The following is a 24,243-nucleotide window of genomic DNA, read 5'->3' as shown; positions in this document are numbered from 1 at the left end:
AGTCCCCGCCCCGCCCCAACCGCTGGGAGGGCAAGGAGAAGCCGGACTGGCTCTCCCGCGCGCTCGCCCGCGCGGGTGCCATGCCCCAAGACGAGGCCGACGCCGCCATCAAGGCGGGCCGTGTCACCGTCAACGGCCGCGTGGCGACCACGCCGCTGACTCCCGTGCCTCCCGACGCCGTCATCAAGGTGGACGGGCACCCGGTGCGCAAGGGAGCGCCCACGCACGTGCTGGCCTTCCACAAGCCCGCGGGGGTGCTGACCTCCACGGCGCGCCAGCACCGCACGGGCACGGTGTTCGAACTCCTCCTGCCCCAACTGCCCCTGGAGCTGAACCGCTTCACCTGGCACGCCGTGGGCCGGCTGGACGTGGACACCACGGGCCTCTTGCTCTTCACCAACGACGACAAGCTGGTGGCCCACGCCACGTCCCCGGAGACGAACCTGCCCAAGCGCTACGTCGCCACGGTGTTCAGCACCGCGGACGACGCGAAGGTGGAGCCGCTGCGCCAGGGGATGATGCTGGATGACGGCCCCACCCGCCCCGCCGTGGTGCGCGTGCGCGACGAGCACACGGTGGAGGTGATTCTCACCGAAGGCCGCCACCACCAGGTGAAGCGCATGCTGGGCGTCGTGGGGCTGCCTGCCCGCGCGCTTCACCGGGAGGCCGTGGGCGACATCACCCTGGAAGACATCCCCGAGGGCGGCTTCCGCCTCCTCACCGAGGAGGAGGTCCGCGAGAAGCTGAATTACTCGGGCCGGGGCTGACTTCCCGGTGCCCTGGCCCCCCGGGGTGGGGTTAGGGTGCGGCCCATGGCGGACTTCGACCTGGTGGTCATCGGATCAGGCCCCGCGGGTGAATGGGGCGCGGTGCAGGCCTCTCTCGCGGGGAAGCGGGTGGCGGTGGTGGAGCGGGAGCCGGTGCTCGGAGGCACCGCGGCCAACACCGGCACCCTCCCCTCCAAGACGCTGCGCGAGACGGCACTGCACCTGTCCGGCTTCAAGGCGCGCGGCCTCTACAGCGTGGACGCGACGCTGCGCCACGAGGCCACCGTCTCCGACTTCCTCTTCCGCGAGCGCCGCGTGAAGCAGATGGAGCGCGAGCGCATCCACAAGAACCTCCAGCGCCACGGCGTGACGCTGTTCCAGGGCGCCGGCTCCTTCGCGGACGCGCACACCGTCGCGGTGAAGCGCGACGGCGCGGAGGTCGCCCGGCTCACCGCCGGCACCGTCCTCATCGCCACCGGCTCCAGCCCGTACCGCCCGCCGCTGTACCCCTTCGGCGACCCGCGCGTGCACGACTCGGATGAAATCCTCGACATCACCACCCTGCCCCGCACGCTGGTGGTGGTGGGCGGCGGCGTCATCGGCTGCGAGTACGCGTGCATGTTCGCCGCGCTGGGCATCCCGGTGACGCTGGTGGAGGTGAAGAACGAGCTCCTGTCCTTCCTGGACGCCGAAGTGGGGCAGGTGCTGCGCGACTGCATGGAGACGCTGGGCGTGCGGCTGCGCCTGGGCCAGACCGTGGAGTCCGCGCACGTCCCGGAGTCCCACGAGGAGCCCATCCGCCTGAAGCTGTCCACCGGCGAGGTGCTGGAGGCGGATCAGGTGCTGGTCGCCTCCGGCCGCACCTCGAACACCGCGGGCCTGGGCATCGAGGCGCTGGGCGTGAAGCAGGGCAAGCGCGGCCAGATTGAAGTGGGGCTCGCGTACCAGACGGCCGTGCCGCACATCTACGCGGTGGGGGACGTCATCGGCTTCCCCGCGCTGGCCTCCACGTCCATGGAGCAGGCCCGCATCGCGGTGGAGCACGCGTTCGGCCCGGGCAAGCGCACGCTCACGCCCATCCTGCCCTACGGCATCTACACCATCCCGGAGGTGTCCATGGCCGGCGACACGGAGGAGTCCCTGCGCGCGCGCAGCGTCCCCTACGTGGTCGGCCGCGCCACCTTCGAAACCAACCCGCGCGGGCAGATCATCGGGGAGCGACAGGGCCTGCTGAAGCTGCTCTTCCACCGCGACGACCTGAAGCTCCTGGGCGTGCACGTGCTGGGCGAGCAGGCCTCGGAGCTGGTGCACGTGGGGCTCACCGCGCTGCTCACCGGCTCCACCGCGCAGCTCTTCGTGGAGACCTGCTTCAACTACCCGACGCTGTCTGAGGCCTACAAGGCCGCCACCTACGACGCGTTGGACCAGGTGCGGGTGAGCAGCACCTGATCCGCACCGGACCCGGGCCTAGCGCGAGTCCTTGAGGCTTCCCACCGTGAAGCCCGCCTCGCGCTGGGCCACCCGGTTCACGCCGTCCGCGGACACCCGGGCCAGCGGGGGCGCGGCGGCGGGCGATGGGGCCTTCGAGGCAGAAGCCTTCTGAGCGGGCCCCTTGGAGGCGCCGCCCTGCCCCGTGGCGCCCTGGAGCAGCTCCCGGATGCGCGTCCAGCGGACCTTCTCCTCCGCCACCAGCCGCACCAGCTCCTCGCGGGCGGAGGCGTCCGGCAGGTCCGAGGCGGCCGCCGCCACCTTGTCCATGAAGGGCAGCAGGTATCCAAAGTCCCGGTCGAAATTGGGGGTCGCCATGGGGGGCACCTTAGCCGTGGTAGACGCGTGACGCGACGATGCGCCCGCCCTTCACTTCCAGCACCTCCGCCACCGGCAGGGGGGCCTCGTTGGGCGCGTGGCGCAGGTACTCCATGAACACCCGGTCCCCGTCCGCCGTGAGGGCCGTCTCCTCGTAGCGCAAGCCCGGCAGCCGGGCGATGGCGTCCCTCCACCACTGCTCCAGGGCCGGCCGGCCCACCAGGCGCCCGCCCGTCTCCGGATGCAGGACGCGAATCTTGGGCGAGGTGTGTGTTGCATCCTCCGCGTACAGCGCTACCAGGGCGGTGACGTCGTGGGCGTTGAAGGCCTTGAGCCAGGCCCTGGCCAGTGAGAAGTTTTCGCTCGCGCTCATTGTTATGAGACCTCAGTCGGAACGGGGACGGCGGAAAGTAGGCGGATGTACGCCCCGCGTCATGCGGATTTGTCTGGTAACTGGGTCCTGTGGGAAGTAAGGGCCCCGCCTGCTCTGTTCCCTCAGGCAATTTTTTCAATAGAAGAAGGACCGGATCGTGGCCTCCAACGTACCCATCGAGAAGATTCGTAACATCGGTATCTCTGCCCACATCGACTCGGGCAAGACGACGCTCTCCGAGCGCATCCTGTTCTACACGGGCAAGATCCACGAGATCCACGAGGTCCGCGGCAAGGACGGCGTGGGCGCGATCATGGACTCGATGGACCTGGAGCGTGAGAAGGGCATCACCATCCAGTCCGCCGCCACGTACGCGATGTGGGGCGAATACAACATCAACCTGATCGACACGCCGGGACACGTGGACTTCACCATCGAGGTGGAGCGCGCGCTCCGCGTTCTCGACGGTGCCATCCTGGTGCTCTGCTCCGTGTCGGGCGTGCAGTCGCAGTCCATCACGGTGGACCGCCAGATGAAGCGCTACAAGGTTCCGCGCATCGCGTTCATCAACAAGATGGACCGCTCGGGCGCGAACTACGACCGCGTCGCCGCGCAGCTGAAGGAGAAGCTGGGCCACCACGCGGTGAAGCTCCAGTACCCCATCGGCGCGGAGGACCGCTTCCAGGGCCTCATCGACCTGCTCTCCATGAAGGCGTTCTACTTCGATGGTGAGAACGGCGAGACCGTGCGCGAGGAGGCCATCCCCGCGGACATGCTCGACGAGGCGAAGCTGCGCCGCGACGAGATGATCGAGGGCATCGCCAACGTCGACGACGTGCTGGGCGAGGCGTTCCTCATGGATCCGGGCGCCATCGACGAGGAGCAGCTCCGCGCCGCCGTGCGCCGGGCCACCATCGCGCTGAAGATGACGCCGGTGATGTGCGGCTCCGCGTACAAGAACAAGGGCGTGCAACTGCTCCTGAACGCGGTGTGCAGCTACCTGCCGAACCCCAAGGAAGCGACCAACGAGGCCCTCGACCAGAAGAACAACGAGGCCAAGATCATCCTGGAGTCGGACGCGTCCAAGCCCTTCGTCGGCCTGGCGTTCAAGCTGGAAGACGGCCGCTACGGCCAGCTCACCTACATGCGCATCTACCAGGGCAAGGTGAGCAAGGGTGACTTCATCTTCAACCAGGTGAACCAGAAGAAGGTCAAGGTTCCCCGCATCGTCCGCATGCACGCGTCGGAAATGCACGACGTGAGCGAGGCCACGGCCGGCGACATCGTCGCGCTGTTCGGCATCGAGTGCGCCTCCGGCGACACGTTCACCGACGGCACCGTGAACTACACGATGACGTCCATGTTCGTGCCGGACGCGGTGATCTCCCTGGCGGTGACGCCGAAGAACCGCGACAAGCTGACCAACTTCTCCAAGGCGCTCAACCGCTTCCACAAGGAAGACCCCACCTTCCGCGTGCACCGTGACGAAGAGTCCGCGCAGACCATCATCAGCGGCATGGGCGAGCTGCACCTGGAGATCTACATCGAGCGCATGAAGCGCGAGTACGACTGCGAAGTGGTCGCCGGCAAGCCCCAGGTGGCGTACCGCGAGACCATCTCCCAGAAGGGCGAGTTCGCGTACACGCACAAGAAGCAGACCGGTGGTTCCGGCCAGTTCGCGCGCGTGTGCGGCTACGTGGAGCCCCTGCCCTCGGACGCCGTGCAGCAGTACGAGTTCGTGGACGACATCGTCGGTGGCTCCATCCCGCGCGAGTTCATCCCCGCGTGCGACAAGGGCTTCACGGAGGCCGTGAAGAAGGGCAGCCTCATCGGCTTCCCCGTGGTGGGCCTGCGCGTGGTCATCAACGACGGCGCGTTCCACGCGGTGGACTCGTCCGAAATGGCGTTCAAGACGGCCGCCATCATGGGCTTCCGCGAGGGCTACGCCGCCGCCAAGCCGATCATCCTCGAGCCGATCATGAAGGTCGAAGTCACGGCTCCGGAAGACTTCCAGGGTTCCGTCGTCGGCCAGCTGAACCAGCGCCGCGGCACCATCCTGGAGACGGGCACCGCCGAGGGCTACGTCACGGCCGTGGCGGAAGTGCCGCTGAACACGATGTTCGGCTACTCCACCGACCTGCGCTCCGCGACCCAGGGCAAGGGCGAGTTCACGATGGAGTTCGCCCGGTACTCGCCGGTCCCGCGCAACGAGGCGGAGGCCCTGATGGCGCAGTACAAGGAGAAGCAGGCCGCGGAGCAGGCTGCCCGCAAGTAGTCCGGGTGCCCACGCCGCACTGGCTGTAGGAAGGGCGCTCCCCGCTTCATGTGGGGGGCGCCCTTTCGCTTTCTTCCGTCCCCCTTTTCGAAAGGTTCCTTTCCGTGACGCTGCTTCGCGCCGCCAACGTCCAGCTCGCCTTCGGCAGCCGCACCGTCTTCGAGGGCCTCACCTTCACCATCGAGGAGGGCGAGCGCGTGGGCCTCGTGGGCGTCAACGGCTCCGGCAAGTCATCCCTGATGAAGATATTGGCCGGCGCGGCGAAGCCGGACCTGGGCGAGCTGCAGCTGCGCCGGGGCGCGCGCGTCACCTACCTGCCCCAGGAGCCGGAGTTCCCCGAAGGCGCCACCGTGCAGAGCGAGCTGGCCGTGTCCCAGGCGCCGCTGAAGGAGGCGCTGGACGCGCACGCGGAGCTGTCCCGGAAGCTGGAGGCGGACCCCGCGCACGCCACCCAGAAGATGCTGGAGCAGCTGTCCGCGCTGAGCGACCGGATTGAACAGGCGGGCGGATGGGACACGGAGCACCACGCGAAGACGCTCTTGGACCGCCTGGGCGTGAAGGACTGGGACCGGCCCGTGGCCCAGCTGTCCGGAGGCCTGAAGAAGCGCGTGGCCATTGCCCGCGCGTTGCTCACGCGCCCGGACCTGCTGCTCTTGGACGAGCCCACCAACCACCTGGACGCGGACACCGTGGACTGGCTGGAGGACGAGCTGGACAAGCTGCCCGGGGCGCTCCTGCTCGTCACGCACGACCGCTACTTCCTGGACGACCTGGTGGACCGCATCGTGGAGATCCAGCCCGGCGGCGGCCTCATCTCCTACCCCGGCAACTACGCGGCCTACGTGGAGCAGAAGCTCGTGGCCCAGGAGAACGCGGAGACGGCGGAGCACAAGCGCGGACGCTGGATTGCCCAGGAGGTGGCGTGGCTGCGCAAGGGCCCGGAGGCGCGGCGCACCAAGAGCAAGGCCCGCATCGAAAGGGCGCAGAAGCTGCTGGCGGAGAAGGGCTTCCAGCGCCCCAAGGTGGCGGACTTGAAGGTGGTGGCGGCGCCGCGGCTGGGCCACACCGTCATCGAGGCGGAAGGGCTGAAGAAGTCCTTCGGCGAGCGCAAGGTGCTGGACGGCGTGGACTTCCGCCTCCAGCGCGGCGAGCGCGTGGGCTTCCTGGGGCCCAACGGCGTGGGCAAGACGACCTTCCTGCGCGTGATGCTGGGGGAGATTCCCGCGGACAGCGGCAAGCTCGTCATCGGGAAGAACACCAAGGTCGCCTACTACGATCAGCAGCGCGCCCAGTTGGACCCGGAGCAGACGGTGTACGACGCGGCCTCCAACGGCGAGGACCACGTGGAGCTGGCGGACCGGAGGGTGGCCCTGCGCGACTACCTGGAGGACCTGCTCTTCCCGGTACCCATGCAGCGCATGAAGGTGGGCGCGCTGTCCGGCGGCGAGCGCAACCGGCTGCTGCTGGCGCGGCTGTTCCTGGAAGGCGCCAACGTGCTGGTGCTGGACGAGCCCACCAACGACCTGGACATCGTCACCCTCAACATCCTGGAGCGCCTGCTCCTGGACTTCGCCGGCAGCACCCTGCTGGTGACGCACGACCGGTACTTCCTCGACAAGGTGGCCACCGCCATCCTCTCCTTCGACGGCGAGGGCAAGGTCACCCGCTACGAGGGCAACTACGACATGTACAAGCGGCTGCGCGAGCAGTCGCGGGCCGCCGCGCTCAAGGCCGCCGCGCTGAAGAAGGACGAGCCGAGGAAGGACGAGGCCCGCGAGGAGCCCGCCCAGAAGCCCGCCCAGAAGAAGCTCGGGAAGCTCTCCTATAAGGACCAGCGCGAGCTGGACGGCATGGAGGCCACCATCGAGACCGCGGAGAAGCGCAAGGCGGAGCTGGAGGCGAAGCTGGCCGACCCCGCCGTCTACAGCCAGGGCTCCAAGGTGGCGGAAGTCAATCAGGCCCTGGAAGCCACCACCGCTGAAGTGGATCGGCTCTATACGCGATGGCAGGAATTGCAGGACCTGGCGGCCGGCACGGCCTGACGTGACAGCTTGTTCGTGGAGGAACCCACAATTCGCTGCACTCCGTGCATGATTTTCGGGCGGGGGGACTCTGGCTAGAGTCCGCGTCCCTCCGCCTCGGGAGTCGTCACGTGTTCCGTCCGGCCTCGGTCCTCACCGCAGCCCTGCTGTCCCTCCCCTTCTCCGCCCACGCCCTGGAAAGCGGCCCCAAGAGCCCGCTGCCCATGTTCGACCTGCAACGGCTTCGCCTGGACCCGGCGGCGCTGGGCTCGCTGGTGGTGGGGACGGGGCGGACGCTGGAGGCAGGGCAATTGCGTGTGGCGTTGAACTACCACTACGAGCAGCTGCCCCTGCATTTCCAGACGCGCTGGGAGCCCGGCGAGGGCACGGGCCTGGTGGAGAACAAGATGACCGCCCACCTGACGGTGGGCTTCGGCGTGCTGTCGTGGCTGGAGGTGGGCGGTGAGCTGCCCCTCGTCCTGACGCAGGGGGGAAAGCCCACGTTGGAGTACTACGGGCCGAACTCCGGGGGCATCGCCACGCCGTGGCTGACGGCCCGGGCCGCGGTGCTCCGCCAGACGAAGGGCGCCCCCATCAACCTCTCGGTGGGGTTCACCGCGGGACTGCCGGTGGGCAGCCGCGCGGCGCAGGCGCACGAGGACTACGCGTGGCAGCCGCGTCTGCAGTTGGGCTACGTGGGCGAGGGCTTCCAGGTGGGCGGCGAGGCCGGCATCTTCCTGCGCAAGCGCCAGGACCTGGGCCCCGTGTCCTACGACCCGCGCGACATCGCTGGCAATGAGCTGCGATTGGGCGCCACGGTGACGTCGCTCCACGGCGAGCTGACGCGCGGCGAGGTAAGCGTGCTCACGGGCATCCCGCTGAACGGAGGCCGGGTGGGGGCGGAGCTGCTCATCGCCATCCGCCGCCATGCCCTGTCCAGCCTGGACCTGTATGTGATGGGCGGCCCGGGCGTGGGCGCGGGGTTCGACACGCCCACCTTCCGCTTCGTCGCGGGCGTGTCCTGGGCCACCAGCAAGGTGGACTGAGCAGGCCCCCTACTTCGGCATGAAGCCGAAGGCCTTCACCATGGCGATGGCGATGCCCAGGAGGCTTTCGCCCGCGATGAACCCGGAGCTGACGGGCAGCACCGCGTCCTCCGCGAGCTTCGGCTTCGTGCGCCGGAGGAACGCCGCCAGCGCCGCGCCCACGAAGAGGCTGATGGAGCTGGAGCCGGGGATGACGATGGCCAGCCCCAGGCCGGACGCGGTGGGGATGAAGGCCTTCACCTTCGGATGGGCCCAGCGCTCCAGCAGCACCAGCGTGATGCCCAGCAGCGCGCCGCACAGGGCGCCCAGGCGCGCGGTGGGGTGCAGCGCGGACACGCCCGAGGCGAGCATCTTCGACACGCCAGCCCACACCATGGACGCGGGCGCGGGGAACTGCTCCGTGCCTAGCACGTCCGCGGTGGGCACCAGCAGCTTGAAGATGGGCACCACCACCAGGGCGCCCGCGACCACGCCGAACAGCTGCGCGACGAACTGCTGACGCGGCGACGCGCCCAACAGCCACCCGGACTTCAGGTCCGTGAGCAGGTCCGCCGAGTGCAGCCCCACGCCGCCCGTGGCGTTGGCGCTCATCACGTTGGCGGGGATGTTGCCCGGCGCCAGTCCCCCGAAGATGAGCTGGGTGACAGGGCCCAGCGCCTTGGTGGGCGTGGTGTCCGTCTCGCCCGTCACGCGCGACGCGATGACGCCCATCACCACCGCCAGGGGCAGCGCGAGCACGCCCGCCCACCAGGGAATCTGGAACAGGTGGACCATGAGGAAGACGGCCACCGGGCCCAGGAGCGCGAAGCCCAGGGGGAACCACGCCGGGGGACACTCGATGTCCGCCAGCGGATCCACACGCGCGCCCTCCTTGGGCTTCATCCCCACCAGCCCGCCCAGCGCGGAGAACGAGCGCACCACGCTCTTCCACTGGAACGCGAACGACAGCAGGCCGGACGACACCAGCACCGCGGAGCCCGTCCACAGCGACCAGCTGTTGATGGCCTTGTACGTCACCTCCGGGATGACGCCCTGGGCGACCATGGCCGGCGCGAGGAAGCCGTAGTTGAGGATGGCGCCCAGCAACATGGACCAGCCGGTGCGGAAGTTCACCAGCGCGCCCGCGCCGATGAGCAGCAGGCTGAAGTCGAACGACAGGGACCACTTGCCCGCCTCGCGTCCGAGGATGCTGAACGGCAGGCTCACCTTCTCCGGCAGGTTCTTCAGCCAGGTGAAGCGCGCGTCGCGCACCAACACCAGCAGCGCGCCCACCAGCCCCGCCAGACCCAGCAGGCGCGACTTGCGGCGGGCCACCTCGCCGTGGCCGTGCAGCGCGCGGATGGTCTCCGCGGTGGCCGTGCCCGTGGGGAACGGGAGCGCTTCAATGTTGATGAGCTGGCGCTTGATGGGGATGGCGGCGAAGACGCCCAGCGCGGAGATGACGGCGAACCACACCATCAGCCAGCCGGACGACGGCAGCGTGCCGGTGAGCATCAGCAGCGCGGGCACCGCGGCCATGTTGCCGCCGCCCGTCATGTAGCCCGCGGCGGACGCCACGGAGCCCATGGCGTTGTTCTCCAGGTCGGTGAACTCGTTGCGCAGCAGCTTCAGCGAGCGCAGCGTGCCGAACACCGCGAAGGCCAGGATGCACGCGGTGATGGTGACGCCCAGGCTCCAGCCCGTCTTGAGGATGACGTAGAGGTTGGACAGACACATCACCGCGCCAATGAGCATCCCGGCGATGACGGCGCGCACGGTGAGCTGCCGCGCTCCGCCCTGGTAGACGTGCTCCCGCCAGTACAGCTCCGGATCCATGGCCGCGGAGGCGCCGGGCCGTTCGGGGACGGCGCCGGGGTCGGGCGCGGGGACGCGGAGCTGGCTGGGGTTCGGGACGGGAGGAACCATGGGGGGCGCAAGATAGTGCACGCCCCCCGAGGTCACGAAACGCTCCGTGCCCTCCGGTTGGAAAAGCCGCTACCCGTGCGCGCCGCCCGGCCCGTGGACGTGGCCGTGCGCCAGCTCTTCCTGCGTCGCGTCACGCACTTCGCGCACGGTGACGTCGAAGTGGAGCGTCTTGCCGGCGAGCGGGTGGTTCAAGTCCACCACGACGGAGTCCGGGTTCACGGCGATGATGCGCAGGGGGACGTCGCCGTCCTCCGTCTGGGCCATCAGCGTGCCGCCCACCTGGGGCAGGTAGGTGCTGGGCAGCATGGTGCGAGCGACGTTGCGCACGCCCTCCGGCTTGTGGATGCCGTAGCCATTCTCCGGGGTCACCACCACCTGCTTGCTGTCCCCCACTCCCAGGCCTTCCAGCGCGCCCTCAAGTCCGGGGACGATCTGCTTGTGCCCGTGCAGATAGGCGAGCGGCTGATTCGGGGCGCTCTGGTCGATGATCTGCCCGTCTCCCATGTGGAGGCGGTAATCGAGGGCGACGACGCGACCGTTGGCGACTTTCATGCGGCTGAAGCTCCTTGGATTCGAAAGACGGCGGAGGGGACTTCGGTCAAAGGTGGAACCGGGGTGACGCCACGTCAGGCGGTGGGGGACTGCGCCGCCTCCTCGCCGACCGGCCGGTCGGGGGGCTCGCCGCGCGACACGTACACGGCGGCCGCCAGGTCTCCGGTGACGTTGAGCACGGTGCGGCACATGTCCAGGAAGCGGTCCACGCCGAGGATGAGGCCCAGGCCCTCCACGGGGATGTGGAACATGCCCAGAATCATGGCGATGACGGGGATGGAGCCCGCCGGCACGCCCGCGGTGCCAATGCCCGCCAGCACGCAGATGAACATGATGGTCGCCTGCTGCGTGAGGTCCAGCGGAACGCCATACACCTGCGCGAGGAAGAGGACGGTGACGCCCTCGAAGAGCGCGGTGCCGTTCTGGTTCATCGCGGAGCCGGCGGTGAGCACGAAGCGCGACACGTTGCGCGGCAGCTTGAGGTTCTCCTCCGCCACCTTGAGGGCGGTGGGCAGCGTCGCGCTGGAGGAGGACGTGGAGAACGCGGTGACGATGGCCAGCCGGCAGGAGCGGAAGAACTCCACCGGGTTGCGTCCGCCCAGGAAGCGCACGGACAGCGAGTACACGACGAACATGTGGATGCCCAACGCCAGCAGCACCACGCCCACGTACGACGCCAGCTGTCCCAGGATGTGGAAGCCCAGGCGCGCCGTCATGGAGAACAGGAGCGCGCCCACGCCCACGGGCGCCAGTTGGAGCACTCCATCGATGAGCTTCATCATCACGTCATAGAGGCCCTGGATGACGTCCTTGAGCCGCTGCGCGGGCTCGCCCGGGGTGAGCGCCAGGCCCAGGCCGAAGATGAGCGAGAAGACGATGAGGCCAATCATGTCCCCGTCCGCCGCGGCCTTCAGCGGGTTGGTGGGCACCATGGACATGAAGAGCGCGCCCATGGAGGTGTCCCCGGGGGGCGGCGCGGCTTTGATGGTCGTGCCCGTGCGGGCCAGGGCGCGGGCCTCGTCGCTCAAGCCGTCCCCCGGCCTCAGCGTGTTGACGAGCAACAGGCCGATGAGCACGGAGATGACGGAGAAGACGACGGTGTAGCCCAGCGTGCGGGCGCCCAGGCGGCCCACCTGCTTCAAGTCCAGCTCCGCCACGCCCACGACGAGCGCGGAGAACAGGAGCGGCACGACGAGCATCAGGAGCAGGCGGATGAAGATCTGCCCCAGCGGGTTGGTGACGTGCTCGACGAGCCAGATGAGCCAGTCCGCGCTCCCGAACACGGCGTTGCAGACGAGCCCGGCCACCGCGCCGGCGGAAATGCCGAGGAGCATCTTCTGATGGGGCTTCATGAGGGGGCGAAGCCTACCGGTGAAAGGGAGTGGCGCCCACCTCGCGTTCGGGGGAAAGCTTCCGCCCCATCGTGGAATCCCTCGTCCAGCTCACCGAGCCCGCCCTGCCCCCGACCCTCTTCCAACGGCTGTCACGCCGCGTGGGGGACCTGAAGGGAGAGCGCCTGCGTCACACGTACCAGACGACGTTCTGGTACGCCTTCGGGCCCCCGGAGAACGTGGTGGAGGAGGTCATCCACACGCTGCGGCCCCGGGTGACGAAGGGCTGGAAGATTGCGGGCGTGGAGTGGTGGCTGTCCCGGATGCGGGCCACGGACGTGCGGGTGGACTTCCACCAGGACCGGGACGAGCGCCTGGCGTTGGCCACGGGGAAGCTGGTGCACCCGGTGCGCTCGTCGGTGTTGTTCCTCAACCGGGTGCGGGGCGGCGCGCTGGCGGTGACGCGGGAGCTGCCGTGTGAAGACAACCCGTCGCTCGCGCCGGACCGGCTGGAGGATTTGACGCTGGTGGCGCCGCGCCCCAACCGGCTGGTGGTGTTCGACGGGACGCTGACGCACGGGGTGCTGGACGCGGACAACCAGGTGCCGGACGGCAAGCTGCCGGGGCCTTCACGCGAGCGGCGCACGCTGGTGATGAACTGGTGGGGCCACCGTCCCACGGACGTGCCCCTGTGGAGCGAGACGCGCTTCTACCGGGCGCTGGCCAGCTGACGGGCGGTTTCGCGCAGGCGGTGGGTGACGCGCTCGGCCCACTCGGGTTCGACCTCCATGCAGGCGGGGCGGCGGCCCAGGCGCAGGGCGGCGGACGGCATGGAACCGCTGCCGGCGAACGGATCCAACACGGTGTCGCCGGGGAGGCTCCAGGTGCGGACCAGGGGCTCCAGCACGGAGAAGGGCTTGTGGTGCGGGTGGCCGCCCCACTGCACGGCCTCGGCGTCATCGTCGTAGCCGCCGACGACGGCCCACACGGTGGGGGCGTCCCCCAGGGCGAGCGGCGGCGCGGGCGTGCGGGCGATGACGAGGGCGACCTCGTAGACGCGCAGGAGCTGCTCGTTGGCGTTCTTGTCGGTGGTGCGCTTGCCCCAGACGTATTCGCCGCGCAGGTGGGTGTAGCCCAGGCCGTGCGCGGCGGTGAGGATGGGCTCCTTGCCCAGCAGGTTGGTCCAGATGATGAGGGGCGCGTCGGGGGTGAGGTGCGCGGTTGCGCGCGTGAGCCAGGCCTCGGAGAAGACGCGGTAGTCGCGCACGGACTCGAAGCGGACGATGGGGTTGCGGTCGATCTTCTTGTTCGCGCGGGGGTCGCGCAGGTCCCCGCCCTTGCGGCGCCGGGTGAGCAGGCAATAGGGCGGATCCGTGTGGAGCAGCGAGGCGCGGGTGTCGCCGAGGACGGCCCGGTAGCCCTCGGGCTCGCGCGCGTCGGCGCGGACGCAGCGCAGGGATTCGGGCGTGAGGTCGAAGGTCATCGTGTGGAGCCGCACCCTACCCGGCATGGGGACAGGGGGTACCGGGATTCGGACTCAGGGGAAAGAGATGCCACTCCACTGCACCGTCCGGACGCCATCCGCATCCGTGACGCTCAGTTGATAGCCCTCCCGGTCCAGGCTGTTCGCTTCGAACTCCAGCACCACGGTGACGTAGGATTCGTTCGTGATGGGTCCGGATTGGAAGGGCGGAGAGGACCGCAACTCCTTTCCCTGCCGGTCCACCAGCACGGCCCGCCCGATGGTCCATGGCTTCTTGTCGGCTGCCTTCAGCGACACCTGAAGCACACGTCGCCGTCCCCACGTGAACGACGCCCCTTTGTCCACCAGCAATGAGCACTGCCGCCTGCAGTCGAGGCGGCCCGCCTGTGGCTGCATTGCGATGCCAGGAACCACCAGCGTCGTGGTCAGGAGCTCGCGAAGTCCCACCTGTTCGCTCGCGCCTCCCGCCGGGGAACCGCGTTCCTGTCGCAAGCGTTCGAGCTCCGCGCGCAGTTGCTGTACTTCCTGGAGGTACGACTCCGAGGAACGTGCACGCCGGTAGACTTCCACCTGTCGATCCACGGCGCCGGAATCCACCACCAGGGTCAATGACAGCCTTGCAGGCAGCGTCGAACCCGCATCCTTGAAGGGAATGGCCAGCGTCAAGACGCTTCCCTGCCGCAAGTCATTGGCTGGAACGAGGACCAGAACCGAACTGCCCGTGCTCACCCGCGCGAACTGGGCTCGCGACTCCAGGTTCACCTGGTCCTGCTGGATGTCGGTATCGAAGAGCAGCGTCGTGCTTACCCCAGGCCCGATACGGATGGGACGTAGCCCCGAGGCCTCGGCTCCCACTTCCATCCGGAGCGTTCCCTCAACTGCATCCTTCGCACCGGGAGAAGCCGCCAGGACATGGGACGACCAGAGCAACAGAGGAAGCACGACGAACAGACAGGAGGGCACGGTGGGAAGGGCTCCTCGAACCGGGGGGGCGGCAGAGGGTTCCTTCTACCACGAGGCGTTAGAGGCGCCCCCGCGCGATGATGACCCATCGCCGTGAGTAGGCGTCAACGCGTCGAAGGGTCAGTCCTCGTTCGGACGGAGGAGGCGCCCGACCCCCACCACGTAGAACAACCGGATCGGCGTATGCCGGACAGTCGCGGTGTCCTCCGGGTAATTGGACTGGGCCTGGGGAAAGCCGTACTGGCGGGTATTGCTGTCTTGGTACTCCATGCAGATGGGGACGACCTTCCCTCCAGGTAGGGTGGCCTCGGTGAAGAGGAGCCGTGTGAATCCGGGTTCAAACACCGCGCGGCCCCTCATGATCGACCGGCCTGGCAGTTCACCGGGTGCGTGGCCATCGTAATGGATGATGCCTTGGATGGGCTCTTGATCACGCAGCGACATGTACCCGTTCTCGGACTCCCTCAGGTAGACATAGCTCATATTGGCGCGGCCTGCGTTCTTCAGCGCCCTCATGGCCTCCTTGGCTCCCGCCGGGCACGGTTCGCCTTCAAGATTGCGCGTGTTGGCACTGCCTCCCGCGCAGGACATGCCCACGCAGGCCGCCACGGCCGCTCCTGCGACCTTCCGCATGACGCCGCCATCTCCACGCGGGGGTTTCGCGAGCGCGCTCGCGGCCTCGGGTGGCACGGACGGAGTCGGCTCCACCGCAGCGGAAACGCCCGCATCCGGCGAAGACGCCACCGCGAGCACGGCGGCATCGGGAAGACTCGGGGTTGGTGTCACGGACGAACTTCCTTTCTCAGACACAGGCGCGACAACAGGTGGAGGACGGTCCGGCGTCAGTCTCGCCAGCCCGAAAATCAAGAAGCCGAGCAGCAGTACTCCCAGGCCGAGCACCGCGCCGGAACGACGGCGCCGCTTCGGCTCGACGGCCTCCGCGGGTGAGGACGGTTCCGCGGGCGCTGACTCCCGGGCTTGCGCTGTCAGCGCCGTGGCCCCCCCAGGGAACTGCGACAGCGACACGACGCCCCGGTCCAGCCCGGACGCATCCGGATCCGCCGGGACGTCCAGCGAGACCTTCCAGTCCGCGTGGCGCTTGTCCTTCGCGGCGTCCCAGAGCGCCTGCAGCAGCGTCTCCGTTCCCGAGTAGCGATCCTCGGGGCGCTTGGAGAGCAGCCGCATCGCGATGTCCGACAGGCTGGAGGGGACCTTGGGGTTGATGTCCTTCGGAGCGCGCGGCACCACCGTCTCGATGGCGGGCAGCAACCGTTCGTAGGGAAGGCGTGGGTCGAAGGCGTAGCCGTCCGTCAGGGACTCGTAGAGCAGCGCGCCCAGCGCGTACAGGTCGCCCGGAATGCCCGCGTCGAAGTTCGCGCCGGCCTTCCAGGAGCCCTCACGCAGGAACGTCACGCACTCCGGCGGCAGGAGGTGCGGCGACGCGGGCGCCACGCCCACCGTCAGCGTGGAGGCTCCGGGGATGCGCGCCGTGCCCAGGTCGATGAGGATGGGGCGCTCGTCCAGGCGGCGGATGAGCAGGTTGTCCGACTTGAGGTCGCGGTGATGCACGCCCCTGCGGTGGAGATCCGCCACCACCCGCACGACCTCCGTGTAGACAGTCAGCAGGTGCGCGGCGGAGGGCTTCACCCGCCAGCGCCACTCGTGGAACGTCTCTCCGTCCACGAAGTCGGTGACGTGGAAGAGGTAGCCGTCCGGTGGCTCCGGCCAGCGATCCACGGCGTGCACGCGCGGCAGGTTGGGATGCGGCGCGCACGCGAGCAGCGCCGCCACCTCCCGCGCGATCCGCCCGTTGACGTCCTCTTCATCGCTGGCGTGCTGGTTCGCCGGACGCAACGCGAGCTTCAGCGCGTAGACATGCCCGCCCCGCTCCACCTTGAACACCCGGCCGAAGCCTCCCGCACCAAGCGTCCCGACGATTCGCCAGGGGCCGACGTGGTGGCCGACTTCAAGCTGGTCCGGGTGGAGTGGCGTGGTCATGCCGCTGACTCAAGCCGTGACACAACCTGGGAGGTGGGGACGACCACCCGGGGTTTCAAGACCGGCGAGGGCGCCTTCCCTGCCACATCCCACCGCGGAGGTCGGATTCCCCGCAATCCGCGAGTGTGCCCAGCCGATGACGGCGCGGACCCACTTGGCGGAACCACCCAGGGAGCGGTGCTCAATGCGGACAACCTCCGGGGTTGACCCTATCTGGCCCTGCGGGGCTGTCACGTTTTTTCGTGACGCAGCAGGAGGGTCGCCCCTGAACAGGCGTCCAACCCGCCAGGCAGCCTGGGTTTCGTGAAACAGGTTTCAGCCCGTCCGGATGTGACGGCGGGCCCTGGCTGGGATTGCGCGGGGATGCGTCTCCGGCCGGCTATTCGCCTTCGTCGGACGCGTCGTCTGCTTCCGCCAGGGCTCGGGCGGCCTGTTCCCACTGGCCTCCCATGCGGGCTTCGGAAGCCAGGGCTTCGTCCCAGGAAGGACCATCCGGAAGGAGCCGCGACGCGTGCTTCAAGGCCAGGCGCTCCATCGCGCGGGCTTCGCACAAGCGGCGCAGCTCCAGCGCATCCAGCCCGTTCGCGGCGAGGAAGGCCGCACGGCGCGAGGCACGAACCTTCCGCTCGTTCCACCACGCGGCCTCTTCCGCTGCGATCTCCTCCTCCGTCGCGTCGAGCCCCAGCGAACGCGCCCAGCCCGCGAGCAATGCCCGCCGCAGGCCCGCCTCCGCCCAGGCCTCCGCATCGGGCGCGCCGCGCAGCAGTTCCATCACGCGCCCGGAGTCCACGGCGCGCGAGCCCACGCGCGTCACGTCCTCCATCAAGCGCCGGCGCCGCACCAGCGACGAAGGATTGCGCCGCGCTCCAGGTTGCGTCGGAGGCGCCCGGCTCACGAACTCCGCACCCGCGCGCACGCACTCGATGGCGTCCAGCCGCTTGAGGTCCTCCACGCCTCCCGTGAACCAGGCGTCCCAGGCTTCGCGCACGGGCCGCGTCCACGCGGGCTCCACTGCCTCGCGGATCCGGGGCCAGGAACGCTCCTGGTAGAAGACTCCCGCGGCCGCGTCCACCAGGGCCTTGGCACCCGCGCGCCCCAGCACTCGCGCCTTTAGCGCCAGCTCCGCCGCGTGACGCACGTTCACCAGGGGCACGGTGAGGGGACGCCAACCGTGTTCGGCGTCCGCGTGCAGCAGCGCCACCTCCGAGTCGTCCACCGCCACGCCGTCGCGATACCAGCCGAAGATGCGGCCCACACCGACCACGCCGTGCTCGGACAGCTCCGAGGCTCGCAGCGCACCCATGCTGCCTCCGCCGAAGACGGCCACGCCCGCCTCCAGCGCCGCGAGCAGTTCGTGATGCCACACGGACGGCTGCGCCTCGAAGACTCCGTCCACCAGCACCAGCGCGCGGGGCTTGAGCGACAGCGCCCGCCACACGTCGCCCTGCCTCGCGGGAGGCAACACCGTGCACGGTGCGATCCGCCGGGCCTCGTCCGCGGGCAACGAGGGCCCCAGGAACACCACCAGGTCTTCCGGCCGGCGCTTCACCCGAGCCCCTTCACGCGCAGGCCCCGCGTCGTGCCCTGCTGCCAGGCCCCCTGCATCCGTGGACCCGGTACCCCTGCGCTTCACGCGAGCCCCTTCACGCGCAGGCCCGCTCGCGGCATCCGGGACACTCACGGCCCCTGCCCTCTTCACACCTGACCGCCGCTTCACAGGAGCTCCGACACGCGCATGCCCGGCACCACGACCTTCCACACGTGCAGCCCGGGCACCGGTGCGTCCAGCGCCACGCCCGCCACCCTTGTGAATCCCGCGCCGCCCAGCAGCGACAACACCGTGCGCACCTTCGCCGCCGCGGTCTTCGCGCGCCGGTCCACCACGTCCGGCATCGCGTCCACTCCACGACGGGGCCGCACCTCTGACAGCGCCTGCGCGAACCCCAACGCCGCATCGCGGTCCGCCGCCGCCACGTCCTCACGGGCTCCGTGGATGTCCGTCAGCCGCGATTGCGCCGCCTCCAGCAAGGCCTTCAACAAGGCCTCATCCCGGTCCATCGCGCACGCATAGCCGGCCGTGAGCGGCACCGGGCCCTCGTCCGCGTCCACCAGCACCGCCGCGGCCACGGGCAGCCCCACCCTGCCCTTCGTCCGGGGCGCTGGCGTCACATCGAAGAGGTAGGCCCGGAACCCCTGGGCCCTCAGCGCTTCCCGCAGCGCGGCCGTTCGCGGGGCTCCGTCCTCCAGACCCTCCGGCCGCAGCATCCGCCCCACCACGCCCTCCTCCGACCAGCCCTCCGGCAACGCCCGAGACAGCTGGTCCCGCTCCGTGGCCTCCAGCAACGCGTGCAGCAGCGCTGGATCCGACTCCGGATGCGCCCCGGATCCATTCGTCGTCCACGCCACCGACACCGGCCCCAGCTCCACCGTCCCCGAGGGCGGGCAGTACACCCCCTGCGCCGGCACCCAGACCCGCTCGTCCCCGTCCAGCGTCCGCGCCTCGCACCACGCCAGCCGCACCTCCGGCCCCGCGAGCCTCGGCACCACCACCGCGCCCGCCGACCCGAGCGCCTCCACGCCCCAGACCGTGTCGCCTTCCCGCTCCAGCTCCGTCCGGGAGCCCCAGCGCAGCCGCTCCGGCCGCACCGTCTCCGCCGCCCACAGCTCCGCGGTCTCGAAGAGCGCGCCCCGGGCCGCGGCGTCGAAGGTCAGCCCCTTGCCATTACACACCTGGAGCACGTGTCCACCTGGACGCACCGCGCATGCGACCTCCACGCCGGTGCGGTCCAGGCCGGTGACTCGCGCGACCCGGGTCACTCCCAGGCCACGGGCCAGGGCATCGAGGAAGGCGGGGGAGACGGAATCCATCGAGGCAGTCGACACGGGGGGCACCTTAGCGGACCCCCGGCGCGGCGCGGCGTGGGATGACGGGGAAAACGTGGTAGGGGAAGGGCAACCCCCGCTGTATCGGGCTGGAGCGCGCATCGAATGATTGCCGTCGGAGAACTCGCACCGGACTTCGCCGCGACCGACTGCCACGGGCAGACCGTTCGATTGTCGGAGCTGCGAGGCCGGCGCGTCGTGCTCTTCTTCTTCCCCCGCGCCTTCACCGTGGGCTGCACCATCGAGAACCGGGCCTTCAGGGACAACCACGAGCGGATCCGCGAGCTGGGCGCGGAGCTCGTCGGCGTCTCCGTGGACACGCTCACCACCCAGTGCGACTTCGCCGAACAGGAGGGCATCCACTTCGCCCTCCTGGGAGACGACGAGCGGCGGATCAGCCGCGCCTGGGGCGTGCTGTGGCCGGTCCTCAACATCGACCGGCGCGTCACCTTCATCGTCGGCGCGGACGGCGTCGTCGAACACGTCATCCACCATGAGGTGCGCGTCTACCGCCACCTGGACGACGTGCTGAAGTACCTCCAGGCCCACCCCACCCCGGGCAGCAACACCGCCTCGGCCTGAGGCCTTGCGCCCGCCCGCCTGCCCGGTACCGGACGTCTTGCACACGTCCCGGGAGGCGAAAAACGGGCCGGAAAATAACCTTCCGGCCCCTGGAGGGTTCAAGCCCCTGTGAGCGGACGGGTCCTAGGACTGGTGCGGCCCGGTGGGGCCGTGAGCGCTCTCTCGGATGAAGCCCTGTGTGGGGCCTTCCTCGCGGGGGACGCGACGGCGTTCGGCCAGCTCTTCGAACGGCACCGGGGCCTCGTCTTCTCGCTGATGCGCCGCTACACCGTGAGCGCGGAGGACGCGGCGGACCTGACGCAGCAGGCGTTCCTCCGGGCCCTGGAAGCGTCCCGGCGGGTGTTCGCGCGCTTCACGCCCACCACGCCCACACCGTTCCGTTCGTGGCTGGTGCGGGTGGCGCTCAACCTGGCCAAGAACCACGCGCGCCAGGGGCTGCGGTGGCGGCCGGTGCTGGTGGAGTCGGTGACGGATGACCTGGCGGCGGACCTGAGCGAGGGCGCGGACGCGTCGCTGGAGCGCACCCAGCAGGGCCAACGGGTGCGCCAGGCGGTGCTCGCCCTGCCCCGCCGTCAGCGCGAGGTGCTGACGCTGCGGGTGGACGGTGGACTGCCGTTCAAGGACATCGCCGAGACGCTGGGCATCACGGAGAACAACGCGAAGGTGCAGTTCCACCACGCGGTGAAACGCTTGAAGGCCGACGTGGCCGGGGAGACGCAGTGATGGGTGCGTGCGTGGAATACGAGGAGCAGGCGAGCCTCCACGCCGCGGAGGCGCTGGAGGGCGAGGAGGCCGCGCGCTTCCAGGCCCACCTGGAGTCCTGCGCGGCCTGCCAGGCGGAGGTGGCCTCCGCGCGCGAAGTCCTGGGCCAGGTGGCGCTGCCGCCCCAGACGCCCGTGGAGGTGCGCGCGCAGGATGGCCTGGGTTCCAGGACCTTGGCGGCGTGGCGCCGTGAGCAGACGCGCCGGGGCATGGGCCGCCGGGCGCTGGGTTCGCTCGCGGCCGTGGCGGCGGTGGTGGCGCTGATGCTGGGGCCGTCCGCGCTGGAGCGGCTCAAGGCGCCCCACCCGGTGACGACGCCGGGCACCGTGCAGTCCGCGAGCGCCCGCGATGACGTGGACGCGGAGACGCTGGCCGCCTTCGAGGCGTGGGCCGGGTTGGATCCGCTGGAGGATGACGGCTCGGGGTACGGCCTGGACGAGGACCTGACGTGGGACGACTCCGACCTGGACGGGGACTTCGACCTGGGAGAGACACTGTGAAGACGATGAAGCGGATGACCTGGGCGCTCGTGTTCGCGCTGCCGGTGATGGCGCTGGCGCAGCCCGGGCCGAAGGGGCCGGGGGCGCGTGACACCGACCGCATGGCCCGGGCCGAGCAGCGGCAGCGGCTGCGGCAGGTGCTGGAGCTGGCGGACACGCTGGAGCTGGACAGCGCGCAGGCCCTGAAGATGGATGAGACGCTGCGCCGCTTCGAGGACCGGCGCCGCCCGCTGCGCGAGCAGGTGCGGGACTCGGCGCGCATCCTCCATCTGGCGTCGCGAGGCGACAGCGCGGCCCTGGGTCAGGTGGACGCGGCGGCGCAGAAGGTCTTCGACGCCCGGGCGCAGATCGCCGCGCTGGACCGGGACCTGTACCAGGCGCTCGCCAAGGACCTGACCCCGGAGAAGCGCGCGCGGCTGGCCGTGGTCATGGCCCGCTCCGAGGGCATGAAGGGGATGAAGGCCAAGGGGCCGAAGGAATCGCGCGGCGACTGAGGACGCCCCTCCCGCAAGTCCGAGGCGAACGGGCGGACACGGACGGACCTCCCCGGGGGCCATACCCAACGTCATGGCATTGACCGTGTCCCTCCCCAAGGGACGCGCTTCTCCTCATGGAGTCCGCCATGCGTCTGCTGTCCCGTGTTCTTCCCGTGCTCGTGGGCCTTGGGCTCGCGTCCTGCGCGGGCGTCGATGTCAACACCAACTACGACCCCGCCGCCGTCCAGCGCATCAACCAGTTCCACACCTATGCGTGGCTGACGCATTCGCAGCAGACGAAAGACACGCGCATCAACAACGACATCACCAATAGCCAGGTGACCGGGGCGGTGGACCAGGACCTCCAGGCCCGCGGCTACCAGAAGGTGGACGCGAGCGCGAACCCGGACTTCCTCATCGGCTGGCAGGGCGCCATCAACACGCGGCTGTCCGCGGATACGGTGGACAACTACTGGGGCTACCCGTGGGATCCGTTCTGGGGTTCGTACTACGGGCCTTCGGAGACGTACGTGCGCCAGTACGACGTGGGCACGCTCATCCTCGACGTGGTGGACGCGAAGGAGAAGAAGCTCGTCTGGCGCGGCACGGCCCAGTCGGACATCGGCGAAAGCCCGAGCGCCCAGACCAAAAGCGGCAAGATTGAAAAAGGCGTGCAGAAGATGCTGAAGGACTTCCCGCCCGAGCCGAAGGAGAAGAAGTAGGCGCGCTCAGCGAGCGCGCCGCCACGCCCGCGTGAGCAGCAGGCCTCCCACGCCCAGCAGCACCGCCAACAGCGTGAGCCAGAGGAACACGCGGTCCACCAGCGGGCCCAGCCGGTCGAACGCGTGGTCCACCCAGCCGCGCGCCAGTCCGTCCAGTTGCTGGAGCGCGGCCACGCGCTCGGCGTGCAGCGCGTCCACCAACGCCTGCCGCTCCCGCCCCACGTCCGCGAACACCGCCTGCCGCTCGCCGTTGACGAACTCCTGGAGTCCCAGGCGTTCGGCGTGCACCGCGTCCAGCACCGCGCGGCGCTCGCGTTCGATGAGCGCGGGCGAGTTCGCGGCCAGCGCGCCCACGCGGTCCAGCAGGTCCACCGTGCGGCCCAGCTCCGCCAGCGCGCCCTGGACGGTGGGGGCATGCAGGGCATCCGTCGCGACCAGCTCCGCCTGCCAGCGCGCCTGACGGGGCAGGCTGGTCGCGTAGAGGTCCACGCGCGCGGTGAGGTCGCGTGTGTCCTCGACGAGTCCGGCGGCCGTGGCGCGCAGTCCTCCGCCCGTCACATCCGTGAGGGAGGCCAGCAGGGCCGTGGTGGACACGCGCGTGACGAGCGGCCCCGTCAACGGATGCGCCGCGGCCCAGGCGTGCACCTTGTCGCGGGTCTCGGTCGCGTCCGCGCGGCCGGTGACCACGAGCCACTCGGCCTCCACTTCCGACTCCATCGCCACCAGCGAGGCATGGGCGTCCGCCAGCAGCTCCGGCGAGGAGTCCACGGCGGTGCGCGGGAGCGACTCCTCGATCTGGGCCAGCAGGGCCCAGGTGTCGATGAGGGCGGCCACCGGATCCGGCTGGAAGAGCGCGCTCTGCACGGCGGGCACTGCGTTGGCCTTGAAGCGCAACATGGCCGAGGCCACTCGCGGTGAACCGGAGCGCACGGCCAGGTCGTCCGCCAGGGCTTCGATGAGTCCGGAGAAGCGCCGGGCCAGGTCGCGCACCCGCGTGCGCATCGCCGCCACGGACAGGTCGGACCGGCCCACGAGCGTGGTCAGCTCCGAGCGCCGTGGCTCCAGCGTCGCGCATCCACCGCACAGCACTGCGAGCAGCACCACGGTCACGACGCGTACGGGGAAGAGAGCCGGAGCCATGGGCCGGGACCCAAGCTGCGCACGCCCTGCCCCGCCGCCGAGCAGTCCCCGGGGGCGGAGCCAACGTCGGGCGTCAGACGCCCGTCACTTCTCCGCGAGCGCCTTGTCGATGGCGGCCTTCAGCTCCGGGCTGTCCGGCGTGACGCTGCTGGGGAAGGCGGCTTTCACCTGGCCGTCCTTGCCCACCACGTACTTGTGGAAGTTCCACTTGGGCTCGCCATGGTCCTTGGCGAGGAACGCGTAGACGGGGGACTGGCCCTCGCCCTTCGTCTTCACCTTCTCGAACATGGGGAAGGAGACCTTGAAGCGCAGCTCGCAGAACTTGGCGATCTGCTCGGAGGTGCCCGGCTCCTGGCCGCCGAAGTCGTTGGACGGGAAGCCGAGGACGACCACGCCCTTGTCCTTGTAGCTGTCGGAGAGCGCCTGGAGGCCCTTGTACTGCGGCGTGTAGCCGCACTCGGACGCGGTGTTCACGACGAGGGCGACCTTGCCCTGGAAGTCCGACAGCTTCTCGGGCTTGCCGTCGAGCCGGTTGGCGGAGAGCTGGTGGAAGGACATGGTTTTCTTCTCGGTCTTGTCCGCGGCGGAGGCCACCGTGGAGAGGGAGAGCACCGTCGCGACGGTGAACAGCAGGGAAGTTCTCATGGCGGGCGCAGGA

The 24,243-nt window shown here is 69.7% G+C and carries 23 protein-coding genes; 11 read left to right on the top strand and 12 right to left on the bottom strand.

What is annotated here, in order from left to right:
• Both D7X99_RS22040 and sthA read left to right on the top strand, forming a co-directional pair.
• Positions 1-767 (top strand): pseudouridine synthase (locus D7X99_RS22040; RefSeq protein ID WP_147476215.1); only part of this gene is annotated, 767 nt, incomplete at its 5' end.
• 45 nt (positions 768-812) lie between these two features.
• Positions 813-2,216, top strand: a complete 1,404-nt coding sequence (gene sthA, locus D7X99_RS22035; RefSeq protein ID WP_121754399.1) for a Si-specific NAD(P)(+) transhydrogenase — start codon at positions 813-815, stop codon at positions 2,214-2,216.
• Between the two features lie 18 nt (positions 2,217-2,234).
• On the opposite strand, the gene D7X99_RS22030 is transcribed toward sthA, so the two are convergent.
• Both D7X99_RS22030 and D7X99_RS22025 read right to left on the bottom strand, forming a co-directional pair.
• Positions 2,235-2,573, bottom strand: coding sequence for a hypothetical protein (locus tag D7X99_RS22030; RefSeq protein WP_121779485.1), 339 nt, complete (start codon positions 2,571-2,573; stop codon positions 2,235-2,237).
• A gap of 10 nt (positions 2,574-2,583) precedes the next feature.
• A complete protein-coding gene (locus tag D7X99_RS22025; RefSeq protein WP_120580644.1) occupies positions 2,584-2,946 on the bottom strand; it encodes a nuclear transport factor 2 family protein in 363 nt (120 codons plus the stop codon).
• Between the two features lie 157 nt (positions 2,947-3,103).
• On the opposite strand from D7X99_RS22025, the gene fusA reads away from it, so the two are divergent.
• From fusA to D7X99_RS22010, 3 genes are all read left to right on the top strand, one after another.
• Complete coding sequence (gene fusA / locus D7X99_RS22020) at positions 3,104-5,221, top strand: elongation factor G (RefSeq protein WP_121779484.1); 2,118 nt, start codon at positions 3,104-3,106, stop codon at positions 5,219-5,221.
• Between the two features lie 104 nt (positions 5,222-5,325).
• Entirely contained in the window at positions 5,326-7,263 is a 1,938-nt protein-coding gene (locus D7X99_RS22015; RefSeq protein WP_121779483.1) for an ABC-F family ATP-binding cassette domain-containing protein, read from the top strand.
• A 110-nt stretch (positions 7,264-7,373) separates the two neighbouring features.
• The gene (locus D7X99_RS22010) at positions 7,374-8,288 is read left to right on the top strand and encodes a flagellar motor protein MotB (protein WP_121779482.1); all 915 of its coding nucleotides are present in this window, start codon (positions 7,374-7,376) and stop codon (positions 8,286-8,288) included.
• A gap of 9 nt (positions 8,289-8,297) precedes the next feature.
• Here the strand turns inward: D7X99_RS22010 and D7X99_RS22005 are convergent, their stop codons facing one another.
• The 3 genes from D7X99_RS22005 to D7X99_RS21995 form a co-directional block, all read right to left on the bottom strand.
• Positions 8,298-10,193, bottom strand: coding sequence for an OPT family oligopeptide transporter (locus tag D7X99_RS22005; RefSeq protein ID WP_121779481.1), 1,896 nt, complete (start codon positions 10,191-10,193; stop codon positions 8,298-8,300).
• Positions 10,194-10,262: 69 nt separating this feature from the next.
• Positions 10,263-10,745: a peptidylprolyl isomerase gene (locus D7X99_RS22000; protein WP_121779480.1), complete on the bottom strand. Its 483-nt coding sequence runs from the start codon at positions 10,743-10,745 to the stop codon at positions 10,263-10,265.
• Between the two features lie 74 nt (positions 10,746-10,819).
• Positions 10,820-12,097 (bottom strand): dicarboxylate/amino acid:cation symporter, encoded by a 1,278-nt coding sequence (locus D7X99_RS21995; RefSeq protein ID WP_121779479.1) that lies wholly within the window; start codon positions 12,095-12,097, stop codon positions 10,820-10,822.
• Positions 12,098-12,168: 71 nt separating this feature from the next.
• Between D7X99_RS21995 and D7X99_RS21990 the strand changes: the two genes are divergently transcribed.
• Positions 12,169-12,807, top strand: a complete 639-nt coding sequence (locus D7X99_RS21990; protein ID WP_120563741.1) for a hypothetical protein — start codon at positions 12,169-12,171, stop codon at positions 12,805-12,807.
• Here D7X99_RS21990 and D7X99_RS21985 read toward each other — a convergent pair.
• The 5 genes from D7X99_RS21985 to D7X99_RS21965 form a co-directional block, all read right to left on the bottom strand.
• Positions 12,786-13,559, bottom strand: a complete 774-nt coding sequence (locus tag D7X99_RS21985) for a DNA methyltransferase (protein WP_121779493.1) — start codon at positions 13,557-13,559, stop codon at positions 12,786-12,788. The two genes, D7X99_RS21990 and D7X99_RS21985, sit on opposite strands and share 22 nt — an antisense overlap.
• 54 nt (positions 13,560-13,613) lie before the next feature.
• On the bottom strand, positions 13,614-14,522 hold the full coding sequence (locus D7X99_RS21980; protein ID WP_121779478.1) for a DUF2381 family protein: 909 nt from the start codon (positions 14,520-14,522) through the stop codon (positions 13,614-13,616).
• 120 nt (positions 14,523-14,642) lie between these two features.
• On the bottom strand, positions 14,643-16,520 hold the full coding sequence (locus D7X99_RS21975; protein WP_121779477.1) for a serine/threonine-protein kinase: 1,878 nt from the start codon (positions 16,518-16,520) through the stop codon (positions 14,643-14,645).
• A 379-nt stretch (positions 16,521-16,899) separates the two neighbouring features.
• On the bottom strand, positions 16,900-18,069 hold the full coding sequence (locus tag D7X99_RS21970; RefSeq protein WP_121779476.1) for a TfuA-like protein: 1,170 nt from the start codon (positions 18,067-18,069) through the stop codon (positions 16,900-16,902).
• Positions 18,070-18,233: 164 nt separating this feature from the next.
• Positions 18,234-19,388: a YcaO-like family protein gene (locus D7X99_RS21965; RefSeq protein WP_121779475.1), complete on the bottom strand. Its 1,155-nt coding sequence runs from the start codon at positions 19,386-19,388 to the stop codon at positions 18,234-18,236.
• A 120-nt stretch (positions 19,389-19,508) separates the two neighbouring features.
• Here D7X99_RS21965 and D7X99_RS21960 point away from each other — a divergent pair, with 120 nt between their 5' ends.
• The 5 genes from D7X99_RS21960 to D7X99_RS21940 all read left to right on the top strand — a co-directional run bounded on the left by D7X99_RS21960 (position 19,509) and on the right by D7X99_RS21940 (position 22,445).
• Positions 19,509-19,985 (top strand): peroxiredoxin, encoded by a 477-nt coding sequence (locus tag D7X99_RS21960; RefSeq protein ID WP_121754393.1) that lies wholly within the window; start codon positions 19,509-19,511, stop codon positions 19,983-19,985.
• Positions 19,986-20,135: 150 nt separating this feature from the next.
• Positions 20,136-20,708, top strand: coding sequence for an RNA polymerase sigma factor (locus D7X99_RS21955; protein WP_120598028.1), 573 nt, complete (start codon positions 20,136-20,138; stop codon positions 20,706-20,708).
• Entirely contained in the window at positions 20,708-21,247 is a 540-nt protein-coding gene (locus tag D7X99_RS44520; RefSeq protein WP_121779474.1) for a zf-HC2 domain-containing protein, read from the top strand. The genes D7X99_RS21955 and D7X99_RS44520 overlap by 1 nt, the downstream gene beginning before the upstream one ends.
• A gap of 5 nt (positions 21,248-21,252) precedes the next feature.
• Positions 21,253-21,741, top strand: a complete 489-nt coding sequence (locus D7X99_RS21945; protein WP_121779492.1) for a hypothetical protein — start codon at positions 21,253-21,255, stop codon at positions 21,739-21,741.
• A gap of 128 nt (positions 21,742-21,869) precedes the next feature.
• Positions 21,870-22,445: a DUF4136 domain-containing protein gene (locus D7X99_RS21940; protein ID WP_121779491.1), complete on the top strand. Its 576-nt coding sequence runs from the start codon at positions 21,870-21,872 to the stop codon at positions 22,443-22,445.
• A 6-nt stretch (positions 22,446-22,451) separates the two neighbouring features.
• Here D7X99_RS21940 and D7X99_RS21935 read toward each other — a convergent pair whose 3' ends face one another.
• Both D7X99_RS21935 and D7X99_RS21930 read right to left on the bottom strand, forming a co-directional pair.
• Positions 22,452-23,585, bottom strand: a complete 1,134-nt coding sequence (locus D7X99_RS21935) for a chemotaxis protein (protein WP_121779473.1) — start codon at positions 23,583-23,585, stop codon at positions 22,452-22,454.
• An 84-nt stretch (positions 23,586-23,669) separates the two neighbouring features.
• Entirely contained in the window at positions 23,670-24,230 is a 561-nt protein-coding gene (locus D7X99_RS21930; protein ID WP_169826933.1) for a glutathione peroxidase, read from the bottom strand.
• Positions 24,231-24,243: the final 13 nt, after the last annotated feature.

Source organism: Corallococcus sp. AB032C (assembly GCF_003668935.1).
GTDB classification, from domain to species: Bacteria; Myxococcota; Myxococcia; order Myxococcales; family Myxococcaceae; genus Corallococcus; species Corallococcus exiguus.
Note: the sequence above shows the minus strand (reverse complement) of the source record. Positions and strands in the feature narration are given on the sequence as shown.